Below are 21,932 nucleotides of genomic sequence, written 5' to 3' on the forward strand. Positions count from 1 at the left end.
ACCTTGTTCAGAAGGAACCTGCAGATGTTCGGCCACCGCCAAAGACGCCGCGATGCGGAAGAGCTTCAGGAAATGCGCGAGATGGTCGCGGCCCTTGGGCGCGTCCAGGCGGTGATCGAATTCGAACTGGACGGCACGATTGTCACGGCCAACCCCAACTTCCTCGCCGTGGTCGGCTACAGCCTGGACGAGGTTCAGGGTCGGCATCACCGGATCTTCGTGGATCCCGCCGAGGCCGCGTCGCCCGACTACGCCGAACTGTGGCGAAAGCTGAACGCCGGCGAGTTCGTCGCCGGCAAGTTCGTCCGCTACGGCAAGGGCGGCGCCCGCGCGGTGATCGAGGCCAGCTATAATCCGATCCTGGGCGTCGATGGAAAACCCTACAAGGTCGTCAAGTTCGCCATTGACGTGACAGCGGTCGAGGCGGAGCGCCAGCGTCGCATCGAGGCGGACCAGATGGCGGCTCAGGTGCAGACCCTGGTCGTCAAGGCCACCGGCCAAGGCCTGTCGGCCCTGGCGGCGGGCGACCTGTCCTATCGCATCGACGAGGCCTTTCCCGGCGATTACGCCGTGCTGCGCGAAGACTTCAATCGCGCCATGGGCTCCCTGGACCAGGCCGTCGCCGTCATTCGCAGCAACGCGAGTTCGATGCAGTCCGGCGCCGGCGAGATCAGCAGCGCCGCCGAAGACCTGTCGCGCCGCACCGAACGCCAGGCGGCCGGTCTGGAAGAGACCGCCGCCGCTCTCGATCAGATCACCGCCACCGTCCGCAAGGCGGCCGAGAACGCCCTGGCCGCCGACACGGTCGTGACCCAGACACGGGCCCAGGCCGAAACCGGCGGCGTCGTCGTCCAGCGCGCCATTACGGCCATGGGCGAGATCGAGGCGTCCTCGACCCAGATCAACCAGATCATCGGCGTCATCGACGAGATCGCCTTCCAGACCAATCTGCTGGCCCTGAACGCGGGCGTCGAAGCGGCCCGAGCCGGGGAGGCCGGTCGCGGTTTCGCGGTCGTGGCCTCGGAAGTGCGAGCCCTGGCCCAGCGCTCGGCGGACTCGGCGCGTGAGATCAAGACCCTGATTTCGGCCAGCGGGGCGCAGGTCAAGGACGGGGTCACCCTGGTGCGCCAGTCCGGTGAAGCCCTTTCCGGCATCGCTCAGCGCATCAACGACATCACCCATCTGATGGGCGAAATCCGCGCCTCGACCCAGGAGCAGGCGCTGGCCCTGGCCGAGGTCAATACGGCCGTGAACGAGATGGACCAGGTCACACAACAGAACGCGGCGATGGTCGAGCAATCGACCGCCGCCAGCCTGAACCTGAATCGCGAGGCGGCCGACATGGCGCAACTGGTGGGTCGGTTCCAGGTCAGCGACGGCGGCGCCGGCCAGGCGCCCGCCCCGATCCGCCGGGCCCACGCCCGGATCGAAGCCTTCGCTGCACAATCCGCTCCGGCCAAGTCCGCGCCCGCCAGGCCGCGTCTGGTCGCCGGCGGCGACTGGCAGAGCTTCTAAGCCTCCAGCCGCGCCTTCACGGCCTCGGCGAAGCCGGCGCCGTTCGCCGGGTCGTGATCCAGGTAGAAGTCCGGCTCGATCAATTCGGCCTCCATCAAGACCCAGGCCCCGGCGTCGTCGCGGGCCAGGTCGATGCGGGCATAAAGCAGCGGCTCGTCGATGGCCGCCAGCACATGCTGCGCCAAGGCCATGGCCTCGGCGTCCGGCGTCACGGTCGTATAGAGGCCGCCGAACTGCATCTGGATGCGGAAATCGCCGGGGACCGGCCGCTTGTTGACGGCATGGCTGAACCGGCCGCCGAAAAACAGCAGCGAGGTCTCGCCCTCGGTCTCGATGGATTTCAGATAGGGTTGGATCATCGCCGCCCCCTCGGGTGCGTCGATCAGAGCGTCGCCGCGAGAAAGACGCAGGGTCCGAAACGCCCCGGCCGACACTGTCGGCTTGACGATCAGAACCGGCGCGCCAGTCTCGGCGAAGGCGGCGTCCACCTGATCCTGGGTCACGCCGTCGCTCCAGCGGGTCGGCGGGATCGGCACGCCCTTGTTCGCCAGCCGCGCCAGATAGGCCTTGTCCGAGTTCCAGCGCAGCACTTCGGCCGGATTGGCGACCGGCAGTCCCGCTTCGGCCCAGGTCGCGCACGCCTTCAGCCAGCGTCCATGGTCGCGGTGATAGCCCCAGGCGATGACCGGCAGGATCAGATCATAGGCCGCCAGACCCGAGGCGTACTCCACATGATCGGTCCAGGGCGTCGGCGAGACCGTCGCACCCGTGCTTTCCAGCCTCGCCTTCAGCCGCTCCAGCACCTCGGGCCAGCGGCCGATATAGGTGCGGTCGGACGGATCGGGGGTCAGGACGGCGATCTGGGTCATGACGCCTGCCTATCGCAACGCGCCGACGCATATAAGGGCTTCCTTATATGTTTTCGGGTGACGTCGGAGCCTGCAACCGCTAAGGCGCGACCATGACCCAGAACACCGCCCAATATGACGTCTGCGCTGTCGGCAACGCCATCGTCGACGTGCTCAGCCCCTGTGACGCCGCCTTCCTGACGGCCCAGGACCTGGCCCCCAACTCCATGCAGCTGGTCGACGCGGACCGCAGCGCCGCCCTGTATGACGCCATGGCGCCGGGCGTCGAGGCCTCGGGCGGTTCGGCCGGCAACACCGTGGCGGGCGTCGGCTCGTTCGGCGGTCGCGCGGCCTATATCGGCAAGGTCGCCGACGACATCCTGGGCGAGGTGTTCAGCCACGACATCCGCGCGGCCGGCGTCCACTTCGACACCCCGGTCCTGACCGGCGGGGCCGAGCGCGGCTTCGGCACCGGCCGCTGCCTGATCAACGTCCTGTCGGACGGGGCGCGGACCATGGCCACCTTCCTGGGCGCCGCGAACCAGCTATACGCCGACGACATCGACGAGGCCCTGATCGGCGCCAGCCAGATCGTCTATCTGGAAGGCTATCTGTTCGACCCGGCTCCGGCCCGCGCCGCCTTCGAACGCGCCGCCGCCGCCGCGCACAAGGCCGGCCGCAAGGTGGCCATCACCCTGTCGGATACCTTCGTCGTCGCCCGCTGGCGCGCCGAGCTGCTGGACTTCATCACCCAGTCCGCCGACATCGTCCTGGCCAACGAGGCCGAGCTGGGCGCCCTGTTCGAAACCGACGACTTCGACGCCGCTGCCGCGAAACTGGCCGCCATCGTCGAGATCGCCGCCGTAACGCGAGGCGAGCACGGCTCGGTCGTGATCAAGGGCGAGGAGCGCGTCGTGGTCGCCGCCTATCCGGTCGCCAAGGTGATCGACACGACGGGCGCCGGCGACCAGTACGCCGCCGGTTTCCTGCTCGGCGTCGCGCGCGGTCTGACGCTGGAAGAGGCGGGCAAGCTGGGCTCGCTGGCCGCCTCCGAAGTCATCGCCCACTGGGGCCCGCGCCCGATGGTGAAACTGGCGGATCTGGCCGGTGAAGCCGGGTTGAAGATCTAAACTTATTCCTTCTCCCCTTGGGGGAGAAGGACTTGGGCCTCAGCTCTTCCACCTTAGCGTCGTGGGCTGGATCGGGTTGACGAACGGCCGGTTCTCGGCGTGGCTCTTGGCCCACTCGCGCTTCAGCTGCTGGTACCATTTCGCCTGTCTGTCGGCGTCGTCGATCCAGATCAGGGCGGGGTCGTAGCGCAGGCCCTCGTTCTGCAGGTTCACCATGCCGCCGTCCTGTTTCAGGAAGGCGACCACCCCCATACGCAGGAAAGGCTTGGCCAGGTCGAAGACCCAGTGGTCGGACCAGAAGATCTGGGTGATCCGCGTCTTGGTGTCGGTGATGGGCGTCAGGCAGGTCAGGGCCAGGATCTGTTTTTCGCCCACCTGAATATGCTCCCAACGAAAGCCGGGCAGGCGGAAGGTGATCTCGGTCGCCGGCGCCCCGCCCAAGATCTTGTAGAGGCGGCTGTTCGACGACGGCGCGTGGCGCACCATGGCCCAGCCGAACTCGGTCGGCGCAAAGGCCTTGGCCTTCTCGTGCATCGAATGTTCGGACCGCCACCACCATTGCTGGTGGACGTAGGGGCCGTGCGCCGGGTCCATCAGGCCGACGACGGCGTTGTCGATATGGCTGTCGAAATCCATCGCCTCGACCAGCTTGGCCTCGCCGCCGACCACGCCGGGGAAGACCGGCGGCTCATGGTCCGGCTCCATCGGATTGCGCGCGTCCGACGCCATCCAGACGAAAACGATCCCCTGGCTCTCGCGCACCGGATAGGACCGCACGCGGATACGGTTCGCCTCGAACGCCTGATCCTCGACCAGGGACGGAATGGCGGCGCAGACCCCGTCGGTGCGGAACCGCCAGCCGTGATAGGGGCATTCGACCGTCTCGCCCTCGCCGGGCTTGTCCACCAGTTTCCCCGCCGACAGCGGCGCGGCGCGATGGGGACAGATGTCGCGCATCGCATAGACCTGGCCCGCGCGCGTGCGGCCGACCAGCACCGGCTCGCCCATGATCTCGTAGCGTTTCAGACTGGCGACCGCGACGTCGCGGCCCAAGGCGACGAAATACCAGGCGTTGGTGACGAACCCCTTGCCGAACGGACTGACGCCCGCCTTGGACGGGGCGGCTTCGGCTTGCGGGGACGGGACGGGAGCGACGGTCATTCGAGCTGTTTAACAGCGGCTGACAGGCGAGGCCATCATGCGAGATGGCCTCAATAAACGGCTTGTCGTTCGGGCGATATGATATACGAAATATGTCCGTTTCATATATTTTGGAGCCAGGGCATGGGCATCGTCAACATCGAGGACGAACTGCACGAGCAGCTGCGTCGGGCCGCAAAGGCGTCCTATCGCTCCATCAACGCCCAGGCGGCGTTCTGGATCAGGATCGGCATGTTGTGCGAGACCCATCCGGGCGTGACGTTTCAGGAGCTGGTGGCGCGCGAGCTGAGGGCGGCGGGCGTGGATGCGCCTGCCCAAGGTGCTCCAATGCCGACGGACGCCGCCGCGTGATCAAGACGCCGGCCGAGATCGAACTGATGGCCGAGGCGGGCCGGCTGCTGGCCTGCGTCTTCACCCATCTGGACGCGATGACGCTGGAGGGGCTGAGCACGCTGGAGATCAACGACCGGGTCGAGGCCTTCATCGTGGACGAGTTGAAGGCGCGACCGGCCAGCAAGGGCCAGTACGGCTACGGCTTCGTGCTGAACAGTTCGCGAAACCAGGTCGTCTGCCACGGCGTGCCGTCGGCGGACGAGGTGTTGAGGGACGGCGACATCGTCAATCTGGACATCACCCTGGAAAAGGACGGCTTCATCGCCGATTCCTCCAAGACCTATCTGATCGGGTCGGTCGGGCCGCAGGCGCGACGGCTGGTCCGCACAACCTATGAGGCGATGTGGAAGGGAATTCAGGCCGTTCGGCCGGGCGCCAAGCTGGGCGACATCGGTTTCGCCATCGAGAAACACGCCCGCAAGGCCGGCTATTCCGTGGTGCGCGACTATTGCGGCCATGGCATCGGCCGCGAGATGCACGAAGACCCCCAGGTGTTGCATTTCGGCAAGGCGGGGACCGGCGCGACCCTGCGCGAGGGCATGACCTTCACCATCGAACCGATGCTGAACCAGGGCGTCCGCACGGTCCGCACCGAGGACGACGGCTGGACCGTGGTCACCGACGACGGAAAACTGTCGGCCCAGTTCGAACACACGGTGGCGGTGACGAAGGACGGAGTGTGGGTGCTGACCCTTCGGCCAGACGAGAAGCGGGAGGGGGCAAGGCCAGCCGAAAACTGGAAGTTGTGATTTGGGAATGTTGGCCTACAGTCTCCTAAGCTGAAGAAGTCTTGCGGAGAAGATATGATGGCTTTGTTGGCTGGCCTGTTGAGCGTCATGCTTTCGTCGGGCTTTCAGGTTCAGCCGCAATCGACTCAAGCGCCTGTCGATCTGGAAGATATATCCGTGCTCGGATTATCTACGAGGGAACAGACACAGCAGTTTGTCGGACGCATCGCAACGGCGCCCGCCGGCGCAAGAATCGGTCGATGGCATGACCCCCTCTGCATCAGCGTGGCGAATATGACAGCGCCTCACGGGCAGATGCTGGTTGATCGAATAGCAGAGTTGGCCAGAGAGCTTGACGTCAAGGTTTCGCCTCCAGGCTGCAGGTCCAATGTGCTGATCGTGGCGACAGACGATGGCGCAGCCATGGCGGAGGCTATGGTGGAGAGATGGCGACTGAGATTTCGCCCGCCTATCGATAATACGAACATGGGACTTGCGGCGCTGGACCGGTTCCGAACAGGAGACGCGCCGGTGCGATGGTGGCCTGTCGCCCTGCCAGTCTCTGTCGATACAGGGCAACCTGTCGCCCGCGTGACAGGCGAGCACCGCGCGCCGATTTATTACGCCCGAAATGTGAGTCGCTTGCGATCGGCAGTAAGATACGATCTGCGATCGGTGACCGTGATCATCGACATGACCAAGACCGGAGACATTACGCTTCAATCCCTGATGGACTACACAGCGATGGTCGTCCTTGCTCAGGTCAATCCGAGATCTGACTATTCAAATCAACCGACCATCATGAATCTTTTTGATAATCCAGATGACATAACACAGATGACCGAATGGGACCGGTTATATCTTCAAGCTTTATATGATTCGGAAGTCGATCGACCCACGCCTAGCGCTCAGGTGGCGGCGGTTGTCGAGCATGTGGAGCGGTTTCGACGCCGATCACCTACATCTCAAGATCGTTTCAGCGAAGTCGACTAACGGAAGGCGCAATTCCGCCCTCAAGGATGCGCTGCTGACCAAGCCACATAGGCGTCCAGCGCCGTCTGGGGCTGGGCGAGCCACCAGGAGTAGCCGTTGCGGCGGCCGACGGAGATGCCGTTGACGTCGTCGTGGATGGTCTGGTCCTTGTCGCCGAAGATCGGGCGGCCGGTGACCAGGTCGTAGTTGCGCGACCAGATCGGGCCGGCGCCGGGCTTGTCGATCAGCTTGCGGCCGTCGTCGGTCATTTCGAACGACTTGTCGTAGGTGCGGTTCGCCTCCAGCCAGGCGACGCCCCCCCGGATGGCGGCCTGGACTTCAGGCGACGGATCGGGTTCGCCCATCAGGAAGATCAGGATATCGGTCGTCTCGCCACTGGCGATGGAGCGGGGTTCGTAGTTGCGGGCGCTGGTGGGGACCAGACGCATCGGCTCGACCTGTTGCGGCCAGCCCAGCAGGCGGTCGCCCCCATTCTCGTCTTTTTGTCTGACCTGGGCGGCCAAGGTGACGTCGATGGCCTTCCTGGTCGCCTCGCCGGCGCGGACCTTCAGTTCGTCGGGGACGAAGTCGAAGCCTTCCGCGCCCTTGGACACGTCCCGCAGGATCATGGCCGCCTCGGCCACCGCATTGTCGTTGAAGGTGATGGAATCGTGGAAGCCGCCTTCCAGCGGCCAGATTTGGGGCCAACCGCCGTTCGGATACTGGGCGTTCAGCAGATAGTGGACGCCCTTGATCACGCTGGCGCGCCAGGCGTCGCCCTCACGGCCCGGCGTCCGGGCCGCGACCTTGGCCAGATAGCGCATCTCGGTCCAGGTCGAGTTGTTGTCCAAGGTGCCGACGAAGGTCCAGAAACGGTCGGCGGGCGCGTCGAAGTTGGCCGGGTTCTGCTCCATCGTCTCGGCGTCGTTGGAGAAGCGTTGGCCCGGCAAGCGGGCGATGGAGCGGTCTTGGTTCTTGCTCCAGCCGCCGGCGGGGGTCTGGAAGGTGACGACGGCGTCGGCGACGGCGCGGGCTTCGGCCGAGCCGTACCAGGCGGCGGGGCGATCCAGCGGCATGTGCGAACTGTTGCCGCGAATGGCCAACGGCGGCGGGGGCGGGGTCGCGCCGGCGGGCAGTTCGGCGGCGAGGGCCGCGCGATCCGCCAGATGCTGGGCCTGCGACCGCGCCAGATAGTCGGCCCAGGCGCCGCGCTCCGCATCCGGCAAGGCGCCGATCCGATCAATGGTCAGGCCCACCGCCGGGGTGTTGGCGCGAATGACATCGGCCTGGGCCGCGCCGACGGTGAGACCGGCGGCCAGAACGAGGGTCAGGATCGAGGCGGTGAGGGCGTGTCTCATGGTGCGTTTCCTGGATGCGGTCCAGCTTCTGCGCCAGTCCCATTATTTGCCACGCACTCTACATATTGAAATCTGAGGCGCAAGGCGGTGATGTCGGGTTTGATCCAACCTCCATCCGCCTGCATGATCGCCCCTGTCGAGCGACGGATTCTCGCCCTTCATCTTTCCGGCCTATATGAAGGGCGACGACCGGCGCGCGCCGGATGCAGCGGACGATCCGATGGTTGATGCCCCCTCCTTCTTCTCGCCCAAGACGCACGGCTTCGTGCGCGTGGCGGCGGCGACGCCGATCAGCCATGTCGGCGATCCCAGGGCCAATGCGGAGGAGCATGTTGCCCTGATCCGTCAGGCGGGCGAGCAGGGCGTAGACCTGATGGTGTTTCCAGAACTGTCGCTGTCGGCCTACGCCATCGACGACCTGCATATGCAGGCGGCGTTGCTGGAGGAGGTGGAGCGTCAGATCGCGGTCGTCGCCCAGGCGGCGGACGACAGCAATCTGGTCGCCATCGTCGGCGCCCCGATCCGCAACGGCGACGCCCTGTATAACTGCGCCGTGGTGATGGGCGCCGGCGAGGTTCTGGGCGTCGTGCCCAAGACCTATCTGCCCAACTACCGGGAATATTACGAGAAACGCTGGTTCGCTCCGGCGACGGCCCGCGCCGAGGACGTGATCCGGCTGAACGGCGAGACGGTGGACTTCGCCCCCGGCCTGGTGTTCGAGGCGGTCAACCGGCCGGGCTTCGTCTTCGCGGTCGAGATCTGCGAGGACTATTGGGCGCCCCTGCCCCCCTCGACCCGCGCGGCCCTGGCGGGGGCGCGCATCCTGCTGAACCTGTCGGCCTCCAACATCGTCATCGGCAAGGCCGACGAGCGCGCCATGCTGAGCGCCAGCCATTCGGCCCGCACCCTGTCGGCCTATGTCTTCACCGCCTCGGGCTGGGGCGAGAGCACCACCGACCTGGCTTGGGACGGTCAGGCGACGATCCATGAGCTGGGCTCTAAGCTGGCCGAGGGCGAGCGGTTCGCCCTGGAGAGCCACCTGACGATCGCCGATGTGGACGTGGACCGGATCGGGCTGGACCGGCTGAGGAACGGCACCTTCGCCGAATGTGCGAGGAACGAAGGCGAGCCGGCGACCGTCGTGCCCTTCATGGCGCGCGAGGACCATGAGGCCAGCGAGTTGATCCGGCCGTTGGACCGCTTCCCCTTCGTGCCGGACGACGCCGGGCGGCTGGATCAGGACTGCTACGAGGCGTTCAACATCCAGGTCCAGGGGCTGATGCGCCGGATGACGGCGACCCAGGCCGAGCGGCTGGTGATCGGCGTCTCGGGCGGGCTGGATTCGACCCAGGCCCTGCTGGTCGCCTGTCGCGCCTTCGACCGGCTGGACCTACCGCGCACCCAGATCCTGGCCTATACGATGCCGGGCTTCGCGACGTCGGACGGGACCAAGTCAAACGCCTGGGCCCTGATGAAGGCTCTGGGCGTCTCGGGGGCCGAGATCGACATCCGCCCCGCCGCCGAACAGATGTTCAGGGACATCGGCCATCCTTACGCCGAGGGTCAGCCGGTCCACGACATCACCTTCGAGAACGTGCAGGCTGGCCTGCGGACCGATTATCTGTTCCGCCTGGCGAACCAGAACAAGGCGTTCGTGCTGGGGACCGGCGACCTGTCGGAACTGGCTCTGGGCTGGGCCACCTATGGCGTCGGCGACCATATGAGCCACTACAACGTCAACGGCGGGGTGGCGAAGACGCTGATCCGCCACCTGATCCGCTGGGTGGCGACCGGCGACCTGATCGGCGCGGGCGCGCGCGAAACTCTGCACGCCATTCTGGACACCGAAATCTCGCCCGAGCTGGTGCCGGCCAAGGACGGCGTGATCCAGTCCACGGAAGGGACGGTGGGCCCCTATGCGCTGAACGACTTCTTCCTGTTCTACATCAGCCGCTTCGGCCTGAAGCCGTCCAAGGTCGCCTTCCTGGCGCACCAGGCCTGGAGCGACGCGGGCGCCGGGCATTGGCCCGCGAACACACCCGACGACGAAAAGGTCGAATACGACCTGGCGACCATCAAGGCCTGGCTGAGGAAGTTCCTGATCCGCTTCTTCCAGACCGCCCAGTTCAAACGCTCGGCCCTGCCCAACGGGCCGAAGGTTGTGACCGGCGGCTCCCTGTCCCCGCGCGGCGACTGGCGCGCGCCGTCGGACGGCAATGCGCGGGTGTGGCTGGACGAACTGGACGCCAACGTGCCGGACTAACCGTCTCCTCCCCGCTTTGCGGGGAGGTGGCGCGGCGCCTTTTCGCGCCGTGACGGAGGGGCTGTGTCCGCATCGCTGATGTCTGTGGGGCGTCAGGCAGCCCCTCCACCGCTTCGCGGTCCCCTCCCCATTTCATGGGGAGGAGACATGGGCAAATCCGCACGTCGAGTGTGGATATTTGTCGGCCCGGTCGCTAGAAGCTTCGCCATGACCGAAGACGTGACCAAAGACTCCAACGGCAACATCCTGGCCGACGGCGACAGCGTGACCCTGATCAAGGATCTGAAGGTCAAGGGCTCGGGCGGGGTGACGCTGAAGCGCGGCACCCTGGTCAAGAACATCCGTCTGACCGGCGACACCGACGAGATCGAGGCCAATGTGGACAAGGTGCGCGGCCTGGTCCTGCGCGTCGAGTTCGTGAAGAAGGCTTAGCGCCCCCTCTTCCCAAGTGAGGCGTCAGCCGCCATCTAGCGGCCCATGACCGACACCCTCGCCGCCCCCGCCTCGACCGCCTCTACCAACGGCAAGATCCCCGTCACCGTCCTGACCGGCTATCTCGGCGCGGGCAAGACGACGCTGCTGAACCGGATCCTGACCGAGGATCACGGCAAGCGTTACGCCGTCATCGTCAACGAGTTCGGCGAGATCGGCATCGACAACGACCTGGTGGTCGGCGCCGACGAGGACGTGTTCGAGATGAACAACGGCTGCGTCTGCTGCACGGTGCGTGGCGACCTGATCCGCGTCGTCGCCGGCCTGATGAAGCGCCAACGTCCCGGCAAGCCCGCCTTCGACGCCATCATCGTCGAGACCACGGGCCTGGCCGACCCCGGCCCGGTCGCCCAGACCTTCTTCGTCGACGAGGACGTCAAGGCCAAGACTCAGCTGGACAGCGTCACCACACTGGTCGATGCCAAACATGTGATGGCGCGGCTGGACGACTCCAGGGAGGCCCGCGAACAGGTGGCCTTCGCCGACCGGATTATCCTGAACAAGGTGGATCTGGCGACGCCGGAAGAGCTGGATGCGGTCGAGGCCCGGCTGCGGGCTCTGAACCCCCTGGCCCCCATCGTCCGGGCCGAGCGTTCGAACGTGCCGCTGGATCAGGTGCTGGGCCTGCACGCCTTCGACCTGGACCGGATCCTGGAGGTTCGGCCGGACTTCGTGAATCCGCCGCACGGCGCGGATGGCCATGTGCATGATGAGGCCTGCGGGCACGATCATCACGACCACGATCATGGACACGACCATCATCACCATGATCACTCACACGGCGCGCGCGGTCACGCCCACCAAGACGACATCAAGGGCATTTCGCTGTCGCTGGACCGCCCGCTGGACGGCGCCAAGTTCACCGCCTGGCTGGACAAGCTTCTGGGCGAGCAGGGCCAGAACATCCTGCGCGCCAAGGGCATCATCGACGTTCAGGGCGAGAACCGCCGCCTGGTGTTCCAGGCCGTACACATGATCCTGGAAGGCGACCTGCAACGCGAATGGGGCGTCGCCGAACGCCGCTGGTCCCGCGCCGTCTTCATCGGCCGTGATCTGGACGAGGCCGCGCTGAAGGCTGGCTTCGAGGGCTGCGCGGCCTGATCTCTGTTTTCGTCATTCCGGGCGAAGGGCTCTTGGCTCGAAATGACAAAAGAGGCCGGTGGAGCGATCCACCGGCCTTTTCCTTGTGTGACAGTCAATTCGCTTAGGTCTTACTTCCCGAACAGCTTGTTCCAGCGGCGCTTGTCGCGGGCCTTCCAGGCGCCGCGGTGATAGGCGTCGGAGCCGATCAAGGGCACGACGGTCGTGGCTTCGGCGAAGACCATCTGTTCGTGGGTGGTCTGGACCTTGCCCCAGGAGGCGGCCTCTTTCAGCGTCGAGGACGAGCAGGCGCCGTCGCGGACGTCGGCGACCGTGATCTGGACCGCATAGCGGTGCATCTCGGCTTCCACGCCCAGGATTTCGGCGCAGACGACCGTGTCCTGGGCGAAGTTCTTGGGCACGCCGCCGCCGACCATGAACAGGCCGGTGACGCCGGCGGCGATCTTGATGTCGGTCAGTTCGCGGAAGTCGGCGATGGCGTCCAGCATCAGATAGGGCAGGCCAGCCGCAGCGCGTTCCTTCTGGTGCTTGACCAAACCAAAGCCGGCCGAGCTATCGACGAAGGCCGGGCAGAAGATCGGCACGCCCTCTTCATAGGCGGTCTGGATCAGCGAGCCGGGCTTCTTGGCGTTGCCCTCGCTCAGCCACTTGCCCATTTCCCAGATGAACTCGCGGCTGGAATAGCCGCGCGGCTCAAGCCGGTTGGCGATCTCCAGGATGGTGTGGTCGCATGCCTGAAGCTCTTCCTCGTCGATATAGGTGTCGTAGATCCGGTCGATGTAGTTTTCACGCAGGTCGTTGTCGTCCACCTCGCCGGCGGCCTGATAGTGTTTGAAGCCCAGGGCCTCGAAGAAATCCATGTCCACGATCGAGGCGCCGGTGGCGACGACGGCGTCCACCATGCCGAACTTCACCATGTCGCGGTACACATGCATGCAGCCGCCGGCCGAGGTCGAACCGGCCAGGATCAGCCAGGGCGAGCAGTCCTTGTCCTCGATGGCCATGGAGAAGATGTCGGCGGCGCGGGCGGTGTCGCGCGAGCTGAAGGACATCTTGCGCATGCTGTCGATGATCGGGCGCGCGTCGAAGGACGTGATGTCCACGTGCTCGACGACATTCTGCAGCAGCTGGGCCTTGGTGTTGGCTTGAACGGGAGCGTTCATTTCGGAGGTTTCCCTTTGATTTGAGCGCCCGTCATAACCGTAAGGAGCGTCGGGACGGAGCGACCGATGATCCTAATAGACCGTCACCCTCGGGCTTGTCCCGAGGGCCCACCTGTCAGTCGCACAATCCCATCATTGATGGACGCAAAACCGTGGGCCCTAGGGACAAGCCCGAGGGTGACGAAGTCAAGTTACTTCCGGCGCGACTTGCGCTGACCGGCCTTACCCTTGGGACGTGACAGACGCACGATCTTGCGGGCGTTCTCTTCCGCCGTGGTGCGCACGGTGGGGATGGAGCGCGGGGCCAGACCATAGAGCGAAGCCATCGGGGCGTCCTCGACCACGGCGAGATCGTGCTCGCCATAGCCGTTGAAGCCGGTCGACATCGCGACGCCGTAAGCGCCCAGCATGCCGATCTCGATGAAGTCGCCTTCGCGGATATCGGCCGGCAGCCAGAAAGGTCCCGGCATGTGGTCGATGGAATCGCAGGTCGGGCCGTAGAACTGGAAGGCCTTCAGATCGCTCGCCGCCTCGCCGTCCCGGACCAGCTTGGTCGGGAAGGGCCAGCGCGAGTGGGTCGCGTCGAACAGCGAGCCGTACGAACCGTCGTTCAGATACAGGGCGTCGCCCTTGCGCAGATCGACGCGCGCCAGGATCGACGAGGATTCGGCGACCAGGGCCCGGCCGGGCTCGCACCACAGCTCGGTCGTTTCCGACACCGGCATCTCGTTGAAACCGCGATGGATGGCGTCGGCGTATTCGCTCATGTCCGGCGGGACCATGCCCGGATAGACCGAGGGGAAGCCGCCGCCGACATCGACGATGTCCACGATGACGCCGGCGCGGCTGATCGACCGCCCGACCTGGGCCATGGCGGCCTGGTAGGCGGTCGGACGCATGCACTGGCTGCCGACGTGGAACGAAACGCCCATCAGGCCTTGCTTGACCGCCTGGCGCGTGGCCATCAGTAGGGCCGGAGCCTGATCCGCCGAGACGCCGAACTTGCCCGAAAGCGTATAGGCCGCACCGTCGGCCGAGACGGCCATGCGCACGATCAGGTTCAGGTCGTCCGCGCCGCCGGTGGCGTCGAGGATCTTGTTCAGCTCATCGACGCAGTCGAGCGAGAAGGTCCGCACGCCGTGATCGAAATAGGCCTTGGTGATCGCAGACCGGCTCTTGACCGGGTGCATGAAGGCCAGGCGAACGTCATGGCTGACCGAGCGAACAAGCTCGATTTCGGCGATGGACGCCACGTCGAAACCGCGAACACCGGCTTCGATCAGGGTTTCGACGACCCAACGCGACGGGTTCGCCTTCACAGCATAGAAGACGTCGGCCTTTAGATTATCCTGGAACCAGCGTGCCGCTACGGAAACCGAACGCGGTCGCACGAGGGCGACGGGACGTTCAGGGGACCGCTCACGGACCAGGTCCAGGGGAAGCTGATACGTGCGCAATTCACGTAACCCCCTGCTAATTGTTAAACCCAGACCGGCGTTAGCGGCGCAGAAAGGACCTACGGGGTCCGCCGGAAGGCGCGATATGGGGACTTCGAACTGTCATGTAAAGGGGTTTTTTCGTGGCGGGGCTTGGGTTTGGCCAGGACTGGACTGTCACAAATGTCCGCGCACCCCATGAAACGCCGCCATGAGGGCAACCTGGGCCGTTCCACCTGGTTGAGCAGATTGCGACGCACCAGCCCTGGCGCCGGCGATGGGTATCCTCGCGCGCGAAGCACTTGAACGCTGCCGCGGCGGAAGGCCGCTGAATGGGTCGGCTATGGACGAGGTCGCACGCCGTGTGCGATTAAGGCCTTGCCTAGACGCCTTCGTCGCGTCATGCGGCGCCCCTTCGCCACAGCCTCCTAGCGAGTTCATGAGTTCATCCGCAGCCGCCGTCTCCCCCGGGCTCGTCCTGGCGCGCGACGTGTCGAAGACCTTCGGATCGCGAAAGGCGCTGGACGGCGTCTCGATTTCCGTCGCCTCCGGCGAAATGGTCGCCCTGATCGGTCCGTCCGGTTCGGGCAAGTCCACCCTGCTCCGCTCCATCACCGGCCTCCAGTCGATCGACGCGGGCGCGGGCACGATCCAGGTGTTCGGCGAGACCGTGCAGAAGGACGGTCGGGTCACCGGTTCCGTGCGCAAGGCGCGCGGCAAGCTGGGCATGATCTTCCAGCAGTTCAACCTGGTCGGCCGCCTCAGCCTGTTCTCCAACGTCATGCTGGGCGCGCTCGGGCGCCTGCCTGCATGGAAGGGCCTGCTGGGCGCCTGGCCCCAGGCGGACAAGGACAAGGCCATGGCGGCCCTGCACCGCGTCGGCGTGTCCGATTATGCGGCTCAGCGCGCCAACACCCTGTCGGGCGGTCAGCAGCAGCGCGGCGCCATCGCCCGCGCCATCGTGCAGGGCGCCAAGGCCATCTTGGCCGACGAACCCGTCGCCTCGCTGGATCCGGTGTCCGCGCGCAAGGTGATGGAACTGCTGGTCGAGCTGAACAGGCGCGACGGCATGGGCGTGATCGTCACCCTGCACCAGGTCGACTACGCCATCCGATATTGCGACCGCGTCATCGCCCTGCAAGGCGGCAAGATCGTCTATGACGGTCCGTCAACGGCGCTGGACCAACAGCGTCTGATCGAAATCTACGGTCCCGAGTTCGAGGACGCGTTCTGGGAGACCAAGGCATGAGCCTGTCCCGTATTTCTTCTACTCGCCGACTGTTCGCAGCGGCGGGCGCAGCCGTGATGATCCTGGGCCTGTCGGCCTGCGGCGGCGGTGATGACCAGAAGGCCGGCGGCGTGCCGACCGAGATCACCTTCTCGATCCTGTCGGCCGAAGGTCAGGCCTCCGCCGGTCCGCTGTGGCAGCCGCTGCTGGACGATATGTCCAAGGCCATCGGCGTGCCGGTCAAACCCTATTTCGGCTCGAACTATACGGTTTTGGTCGAGGCCATGCGCGGCAACCACACCCAGGTCGGCTGGTTCTCGGCCAAGCCTGAGGTCGAGGCCATCGACCGCGCCAAGGCCGAGGTCATCGCCCGCACCGTCAACCGCGAAGGTCTGGACAGCTATCAATCGACCCTGATCGTCAAGAAGGGTTCGGGCATCACGCTGGACAAGGTCATGGCCTGCGGCAAGCAGTACAACTTCGGCATCGGCGACGCCCAATCGACGTCGGGCACCCTGGCCCCGCTGACCTTCCTGTTCAATCCGCGCGGCGTGGTGCCGTCACAGTGCTTCAAGACGGTGCGCTCGGCCAACCACCAGGCCAACGCCTTCGGTGTGGCCACGGGCGTGATCGACGTGGCGACCTCCAACAGCGTCAACACCATCTTCATGCGCAAGGAAAACCCGCAGCTGGCCGGGCAGATTGAGGAAATCTGGACCTCGCCCCCCATCCCCGAGAGCGGCATCGTCGTGCGCGAGGACCTGGACCCGGCGCTGAAGGAAAAGATCCGCAGCTTCTTCCTGACCTATGGCCAGGGCGAAGGCGCCGAGGCCGAGCGCCAGCGCGCGGTTCTGGCGGACCTGGAATATTCCCGCTTCACCGCCGCCGACGACAGCTATCTGGACCCGATCCGCGAGATGATCGCCGACCAGAAACTGGGCGATGCGCGCGCCAAGGGCGACACCGCCGCCGCCGCCGCCGCCGAGCGCGAGCTTCAACGCCTGCGCAGCCTGCGTGAGGTCCGGCCTTGACCGCAGTCGCGTCCCCCGCCGTCTCCATCCCGGCGGCGCCCAAGAAATCCACCCTGGCGTGGGTCGCCGACATTCTGGTGTGGGGCGGCGTCGCCGCCGTCCTGCTCTACAGCATCGATGCCGTCGATCTGGGCAATCTGCCGCGCCTGTTCGCAGGCAACGACAGCACCCAGCTGTTCGTGCACGACCTGCTGCGTCCCGACTTCAGCGACTGGAAGATGTTCGTCGCCAAGATGTGGGAGACGGTTCAGATCGCGCTGTGGGGCACCTTCCTGGCCGTTCTGCTGGGGATTCCGCTGGGCCTGGCCGCCGCGCGCAACATCGCCCCCGTCTGGGTCGTGACGCCCGTGCGGTGGGTGATGAACCTGCTGCGTTCGGTGCCCGACCTGGTGATCGGCCTGCTGTTCGTGACCGCCGTTGGCCTGGGGCCGCTGGCCGGCGTCCTGGCCATCACCCTGAACACGGCCGGCGTTCTGGCCAAGCTGTTCTCCGAAGCCGTCGAATCGATCGACAAGGGGCCGGTCGAGGGCGTGCGCGCCACCGGCGCCGGCAAGCTGCACGAGATCGTCTGGGGCGTGTTGCCGCAGGTCGCGCCTCTGTGGACCTCGTTCGCCCTGTATCGCTTCGAATCGAACAGCCGTTCGGCGACGGTTCTGGGTCTGATCGGCGCCGGCGGCATCGGCCAGGTGCTGTTCGACAGCATGAACGCCTTCGACTTCCGGGCCGTCTCGGCCATCGTGATCGTCGTGGTCGTCGCGGTGACCCTGATCGACACCCTGTCGCAGGTCATGCGCCGCCGCCTGCTGTAGCGGCGGGCTGTCCTTCGTCGGACTGTCACAATCCTCTGCTCTAAGCATCGCGAAATCGATGCTCAGGGAGAGCTCAGGATGATCCGCACACTGAAACTGGCGGCTTCGGCCGCCGCCCTTCTGGCCCTGGCGGCCTGTGGCGACAATGGCGGGGGCGGCTCGGCCTCCGGCACGCGCGCCGGCATCTGGTCGGCGGGTTCGTCCACCGTCTTCCCCTTCGCCACCCGCGTGGCGGAAACCTTCGCCCGCGCCTCCAACGGCGCGGCGCCCCGCGTCGAATCGCTGGGCACCGGCGGCGGCATCCAGGCCTTCTGCCAGGGCATCGGCCCGACCACCCCGGACATCGCCAACGCCTCGCGTCAGATGAAGCAGTCCGAGTTCGACCTGTGCGCCAAGAACGGCGTCACCGAGATCGTCGAGATCAAGATCGGCTTCGACGGCATCGTCATCGCCACCGCCCGCAACGGCAACAGCTTCAACTTCGAGCTGAACGACATCTACGAAGGCCTGGCCAAGGAAGTGCCGGGCCCGAACGGAACCTTCGTCGCCAACCCCGCCACGACCTGGAACCAGGTCAACGCCGGCCTGCCGAACCAGCGCATCCAGGTCTATGGCCCGCCGCCCACCTCCGGCACGCGCGACGCCTTCCTGGAGCTGGGCATGACGCCGGGCGCCAAGCTGGTTCCGGCCGCTGCTGCGGTCGAAGCCTCCGACGCGGATCGTTTCGAAGCCCTGGCTCACACCTTGCGTGAGGACGGCGCCTGGATCGATTCCGGCGAGAACGACAACGCCATCGTCCAGACCCTGACCCGCACGCCGGGCTCGCTGGGCGTGTTCGGCTATTCCTTCCTGGAACAGAACCTGGACACGGTGAAGGCCGAGACCATCGACGGCGTCACGCCCAATGCAGACACCATCGCCAGCGGCGCCTACCCGCTGTCGCGCAGCCTCTTCATCTATGTGAAGAAGGCCCACATCGGCGTGATCCCCGGCCTGCAGCAATATGTGCAGGAGTTCCTGTCGGAAGGCGCCGCAGGCAAGGGCGGCTATTTGGCCGACCGCGGCCTGATCCCGCTGCCGGAAGATCAACTGCTGGCCCAGCGCGCGACCATCGCCGCCATGACCCCGATGACGCGTCCCGCCAAGTAAGGCGGAACCCGACCGCCGTCCCGCCCCTTCTTTCGCCGGTCCGCACCGGTTAGAAGGGGCGGGATAGCTGTCAGGATATATTGATGACCACCACGCCCGCGCGCTTGCGCAAGGCCGTATTGCCCGTCGCGGGCCTCGGCACCCGCGTTCTTCCCGGCACCAAGACGACGCCCAAGGAACTGCTGAACGTCGTCGATCGACCGATCCTGTCCTACATCGTCGAGGAGGCGCGCGAAGCGGGTATCGAGCACATCGTCTTCGTCACCGGCCGCTCCAAGGGCGCCATCGAGGACTATTTCGATCACCAGATCGAGCTGGAAGCCCAGCTCCTGGCCAAGGGCAAGATCGAAATCCTTGAGATGATGAACGCCGAACTGGCGTCCGCCGGCGAGATGAGCTTCACCCGGCAGATGCAGCCCAAGGGCCTGGGTCACGCCGTCTGGTGCGCGCGCGACATCATCGGCCATGAGCCGTTCGCCGTCATCCTGCCCGACGTGATCGTGGACTCGCAGCCCGGCGCCCTGAAGCAGCTGGCCGAGGTCTATGCCGAGACCGGCGGCAACATCATCGGCGTGGAATCGGTGCCCGAAGAAAAGACCCACCAATACGGCATCGTCGATCCCGTGAGCCGCGACGGCTCGCGCATCGTCATGAAGGGCATGGTCGAAAAGCCCGCCGCCGGAACCGCGCCGTCCAACCTGTCGATCTCGGGCCGCTACATTCTGCAGCCGGAAATCTTCGACCTGCTTGCGACGCAGGAAAGCGGCGCAGGCGGCGAGATCCAGCTGACCGACGCCATGGCGCGGCTGATGCAGCACCAGGCGTTCACCGCCGTCGAATATGCGGGCGTGACCCACGACTGCGGCGACAAGATCGGCCTGCTGCGCGCCAACGTCGCCCTGGCCCTGAAACGGCCCGACCTGGGCGACGCCGCCCGCGCGGCGATCTCGGCCCTGCTGTAGGTCTCGACCGTGGCTGAGGGGAGGCGTTGAGCGCGCCTCTTCACCCTGCTAACCCTGCGCCAAATCATCAGGAGACGAACCATGGCCACTTCCGAAGGCTGGGACATGCCGACCGGCGAACTCATGAAGGGCAAGAAGGGCCTGATCATGGGCGTGGCGAACTCCAGCTCCATCGCCTGGGGCATCGCCTCTCAGCTGGCGGCGCAGGGCGCGGAACTGGCCTTCACCTATATGGGCGAAAGCCTTGAGCGGCGCGTGCGGCCGCTGGCCGAAAGCGTCGGCGCAAAGCTGCTGATCCCGGCCGACGTCACCGACGACGCCTCGATGGACGCCGCCTTCGCCGAGCTGGAAAAGACCTTCGGCACGATCGACTTCGTCGTCCATTCGGTGGCCTTCGCCAACAAGGACGAGCTGAAGGGCAGCTTCGTGGACAACACCACGCGCGACAGCTTCCTCTTGACCATGAACATCTCGGCCTTCAGCTTCGTAGACGTGGCCAAGCGCGCCGCCAAGCTGATGCCGAACGGCGGGTCGATGATCACCCTCACCTATCTGGGGTCGGAACGGGTCATTCCGAACTACAACACCATGGGCGTGGCCAAGGCGGCGCTGGAGGCGGCGACGCGTTACATCGCCCGCGACCTGGGCCCCAAGAACATCCGCGTCAACGCCATCTCGGCCGGGGCCATGCGCACCCTGTCGCTGGCCGGCATTTCGGGCGGGCGCGGCCTGCACTCCAAGTCGGCCCAGTTCTCCCTGATCAAGGAAGAGACCTCGATGGAGGGCGTCGCCGGCGCGGCCCTGTGGCTGTGCTCGGACCTGGGGCGTTCGACCACGGGCGAGGTGGTTCACGTGGACGCAGGCTTCCACGCCGTGGGCCTGCCGGACGACATGGAAGGTTGATCGGCGAGGCCTGATCAGGCCCTTCCGACGTTCACGGTGACGGTTTAAGGCCGGGGCATGACTGCTCCGGCCTTTTCCATGCGCCCCCTGCCCGCCTCCGCCTTTTCGTCCGCCGCCGTGGCGACGCTGATCGGGTTCGGCGGGACCGTCGCCCTGGTCGTTCAGGCGGGACAGGCGCTGGGCGCGGACGCCGGTCAGATCGGGTCGATGGTGACGGCGCTGTGCCTGGGTATCGGCGTGCCGGGCGCCCTGCTGAGCTGGCGGTTGAGGATCCCCGTCGTCCTGGCCTGGTCGACGCCGGGAGCGGCCCTGTTGGCGGCCTCGACCCTGGGCCTGTCATGGCCGACGGCCATCGGCGCCTTCGTCTTCGCCGCCCTGCTGATGATCCTGACCGGCCTGATCCCGGCCCTGGGGCGGTTGGCGGCGCGGATACCGGGGGCCATCGCTTCGGCCATGCTGGCGGGCGTGCTGCTGCCCTTCGTGTTGAGACTGTTCAAAGTCGTGCCTGACGAGACGGTTCTGGTCGTCGGACTGGTCGCGCTGTTTCTGGTATCGCGGCGCCTGTGGCCGACCTGGGCGCTGCCGGCCGTGCTGGCGGCCACCTTTGCCGTCCTGGCGATACGGGGGCAGTTGACCCTGCCGGCAGGGACCAGCCTGTTCGGCCATCTGGAGCCCGTTGCGCCCGTGTTCGACTGGAAGGCCGCGGTCAGCCTGGGCTTTCCGTTATTCTTGGTGACCCTGGCGGCGCAGAACCTGCCGGGGCTGGTCGTGTTGCAGAGCGCCGGCTATCCGCCGCCCGCCAACCGGCTGATCCTGTCCACCGGCGTCGCCAGCCTGCTGATCGCCCCGTTCGGCGGACACGGGGTCAATCTGGCGGCGATCACTGCGGCGATCTGCACCGGGCCGGACGCCCATCCCGAGCCCGCGCGGCGCTGGGTCGTGGGCGTGATCTATGGCGGTTTCTATCTGATCGTGGCCCTTTTCGCCGCACCGCTGGCCGGGCTGTTCATCACTATGCCGCCGGCCGTTTTGGCGGCCGTGACGGGGCTGGCGCTGATCTCGCCCTTGACGGGCGCGCTTCAGAACATGACGGCCGAAGTCGCGTCGCGCGAAGCTGCCGTGCTGACGTTCGCCGCCACAGCCTCGGGCCTGGCCCTGTTCGGGGTGGGATCGGCCTTCTGGGGCCTGGTCGTCGGCTTTGCGGCCCTGGCTGCCGGACGCTGGATCAGACCGCAGACCTGATCCAGCGCATCATTTTAGCCTATCGCGCTTCGCGCTACTTAAGGCGCG

The 21,932-nt window shown here is 66.1% G+C and carries 20 protein-coding genes; 15 read left to right on the forward strand and 5 right to left on the reverse strand.

The window, feature by feature from the left end:
* Positions 1–24 precede the first annotated feature (24 nt).
* The gene (locus ACP7BH_RS09060) at positions 25–1,515 is read left to right on the forward strand and encodes a methyl-accepting chemotaxis protein (protein ID WP_425981861.1); all 1,491 of its coding nucleotides are present in this window, start codon (positions 25–27) and stop codon (positions 1,513–1,515) included.
* Here the strand turns inward: ACP7BH_RS09060 and ACP7BH_RS09065 are convergent.
* Positions 1,512–2,384 carry an ATP-grasp domain-containing protein gene (locus ACP7BH_RS09065; RefSeq protein ID WP_425981859.1) on the reverse strand — a complete coding sequence of 291 codons (873 nt, stop codon included), beginning with the start codon at positions 2,382–2,384 and terminating at the stop codon, positions 1,512–1,514. The two genes, ACP7BH_RS09060 and ACP7BH_RS09065, sit on opposite strands and share 4 nt — an antisense overlap.
* A gap of 92 nt (positions 2,385–2,476) precedes the next feature.
* Between ACP7BH_RS09065 and ACP7BH_RS09070 the strand changes: the two genes are divergently transcribed.
* Positions 2,477–3,493: an adenosine kinase gene (locus tag ACP7BH_RS09070; protein ID WP_425981856.1), complete on the forward strand. Its 1,017-nt coding sequence runs from the start codon at positions 2,477–2,479 to the stop codon at positions 3,491–3,493.
* Positions 3,494–3,532: 39 nt separating this feature from the next.
* On the opposite strand, the gene ACP7BH_RS09075 is transcribed toward ACP7BH_RS09070, so the two are convergent.
* Positions 3,533–4,654: a Rieske 2Fe-2S domain-containing protein gene (locus tag ACP7BH_RS09075; RefSeq protein WP_425981854.1), complete on the reverse strand. Its 1,122-nt coding sequence runs from the start codon at positions 4,652–4,654 to the stop codon at positions 3,533–3,535.
* Between the two features lie 123 nt (positions 4,655–4,777).
* On the opposite strand from ACP7BH_RS09075, the gene ACP7BH_RS09080 reads away from it, so the two are divergent.
* The 3 genes from ACP7BH_RS09080 to ACP7BH_RS09090 are packed head-to-tail and all read left to right on the forward strand — an operon-like array spanning position 4,778 to position 6,768.
* Positions 4,778–5,005: a ParD-like family protein gene (locus tag ACP7BH_RS09080; RefSeq protein WP_425981851.1), complete on the forward strand. Its 228-nt coding sequence runs from the start codon at positions 4,778–4,780 to the stop codon at positions 5,003–5,005.
* The gene (gene map / locus ACP7BH_RS09085) at positions 5,002–5,796 is read left to right on the forward strand and encodes a type I methionyl aminopeptidase (RefSeq protein ID WP_425981848.1); all 795 of its coding nucleotides are present in this window, start codon (positions 5,002–5,004) and stop codon (positions 5,794–5,796) included. The genes ACP7BH_RS09080 and map overlap by 4 nt, the downstream gene beginning before the upstream one ends.
* 57 nt (positions 5,797–5,853) lie before the next feature.
* On the forward strand, positions 5,854–6,768 hold the full coding sequence (locus tag ACP7BH_RS09090; RefSeq protein WP_425981845.1) for a hypothetical protein: 915 nt from the start codon (positions 5,854–5,856) through the stop codon (positions 6,766–6,768).
* Positions 6,769–6,788: 20 nt separating this feature from the next.
* Here the strand turns inward: ACP7BH_RS09090 and pelA are convergent, their stop codons facing one another.
* Entirely contained in the window at positions 6,789–8,105 is a 1,317-nt protein-coding gene (gene pelA, locus ACP7BH_RS09095; protein ID WP_425981842.1) for a pectate lyase, read from the reverse strand.
* A 220-nt stretch (positions 8,106–8,325) separates the two neighbouring features.
* Here pelA and ACP7BH_RS09100 point away from each other — a divergent pair, with 220 nt between their 5' ends.
* From ACP7BH_RS09100 to ACP7BH_RS09110, 3 genes are all read left to right on the forward strand, one after another.
* Positions 8,326–10,368, forward strand: coding sequence for an NAD(+) synthase (locus ACP7BH_RS09100; RefSeq protein ID WP_425981840.1), 2,043 nt, complete (start codon positions 8,326–8,328; stop codon positions 10,366–10,368).
* A gap of 207 nt (positions 10,369–10,575) precedes the next feature.
* Positions 10,576–10,800 carry an alkylphosphonate utilization protein gene (locus ACP7BH_RS09105; RefSeq protein ID WP_008263608.1) on the forward strand — a complete coding sequence of 75 codons (225 nt, stop codon included), beginning with the start codon at positions 10,576–10,578 and terminating at the stop codon, positions 10,798–10,800.
* Positions 10,801–10,845: 45 nt separating this feature from the next.
* On the forward strand, positions 10,846–11,961 hold the full coding sequence (locus tag ACP7BH_RS09110; protein WP_425981837.1) for a CobW family GTP-binding protein: 1,116 nt from the start codon (positions 10,846–10,848) through the stop codon (positions 11,959–11,961).
* A 110-nt stretch (positions 11,962–12,071) separates the two neighbouring features.
* On the opposite strand, the gene ACP7BH_RS09115 is transcribed toward ACP7BH_RS09110, so the two are convergent.
* Positions 12,072–13,124, reverse strand: a complete 1,053-nt coding sequence (locus ACP7BH_RS09115) for a 1,9-bis(guanidino)-5-aza-nonane synthase (protein WP_425981836.1) — start codon at positions 13,122–13,124, stop codon at positions 12,072–12,074.
* A gap of 191 nt (positions 13,125–13,315) precedes the next feature.
* Positions 13,316–14,581: a type III PLP-dependent enzyme gene (locus tag ACP7BH_RS09120; protein ID WP_425981834.1), complete on the reverse strand. Its 1,266-nt coding sequence runs from the start codon at positions 14,579–14,581 to the stop codon at positions 13,316–13,318.
* Between the two features lie 418 nt (positions 14,582–14,999).
* Between ACP7BH_RS09120 and phnC the strand changes: the two genes are divergently transcribed.
* The 7 genes from phnC to ACP7BH_RS09155 all read left to right on the forward strand — a co-directional run bounded on the left by phnC (position 15,000) and on the right by ACP7BH_RS09155 (position 21,884).
* Positions 15,000–15,809, forward strand: a complete 810-nt coding sequence (gene phnC, locus ACP7BH_RS09125; RefSeq protein ID WP_135194523.1) for a phosphonate ABC transporter ATP-binding protein — start codon at positions 15,000–15,002, stop codon at positions 15,807–15,809.
* Positions 15,806–16,819, forward strand: coding sequence for a phosphate/phosphite/phosphonate ABC transporter substrate-binding protein (gene phnD / locus ACP7BH_RS09130; RefSeq protein WP_425981833.1), 1,014 nt, complete (start codon positions 15,806–15,808; stop codon positions 16,817–16,819). The genes phnC and phnD overlap by 4 nt, the downstream gene beginning before the upstream one ends.
* The gene (gene phnE, locus ACP7BH_RS09135; RefSeq protein WP_409716790.1) at positions 16,816–17,628 is read left to right on the forward strand and encodes a phosphonate ABC transporter, permease protein PhnE; all 813 of its coding nucleotides are present in this window, start codon (positions 16,816–16,818) and stop codon (positions 17,626–17,628) included. Before phnD ends, phnE begins: the two co-directional genes overlap by 4 nt.
* Positions 17,629–17,706: 78 nt before the next feature.
* Complete coding sequence (locus tag ACP7BH_RS09140) at positions 17,707–18,777, forward strand: substrate-binding domain-containing protein (protein WP_425981831.1); 1,071 nt, start codon at positions 17,707–17,709, stop codon at positions 18,775–18,777.
* 83 nt (positions 18,778–18,860) lie between these two features.
* Positions 18,861–19,739: a UTP--glucose-1-phosphate uridylyltransferase GalU gene (galU, locus tag ACP7BH_RS09145; protein WP_425981828.1), complete on the forward strand. Its 879-nt coding sequence runs from the start codon at positions 18,861–18,863 to the stop codon at positions 19,737–19,739.
* A gap of 105 nt (positions 19,740–19,844) precedes the next feature.
* Positions 19,845–20,642 (forward strand): enoyl-ACP reductase FabI, encoded by a 798-nt coding sequence (locus tag ACP7BH_RS09150; RefSeq protein WP_425984764.1) that lies wholly within the window; start codon positions 19,845–19,847, stop codon positions 20,640–20,642.
* Between the two features lie 57 nt (positions 20,643–20,699).
* Entirely contained in the window at positions 20,700–21,884 is a 1,185-nt protein-coding gene (locus ACP7BH_RS09155) for a benzoate/H(+) symporter BenE family transporter (RefSeq protein WP_425981825.1), read from the forward strand.
* Positions 21,885–21,932: the final 48 nt, after the last annotated feature.

This window comes from Brevundimonas sp. TWP2-1, assembly GCF_049897645.1.
Taxonomy (GTDB): domain Bacteria; phylum Pseudomonadota; class Alphaproteobacteria; order Caulobacterales; family Caulobacteraceae; genus Brevundimonas.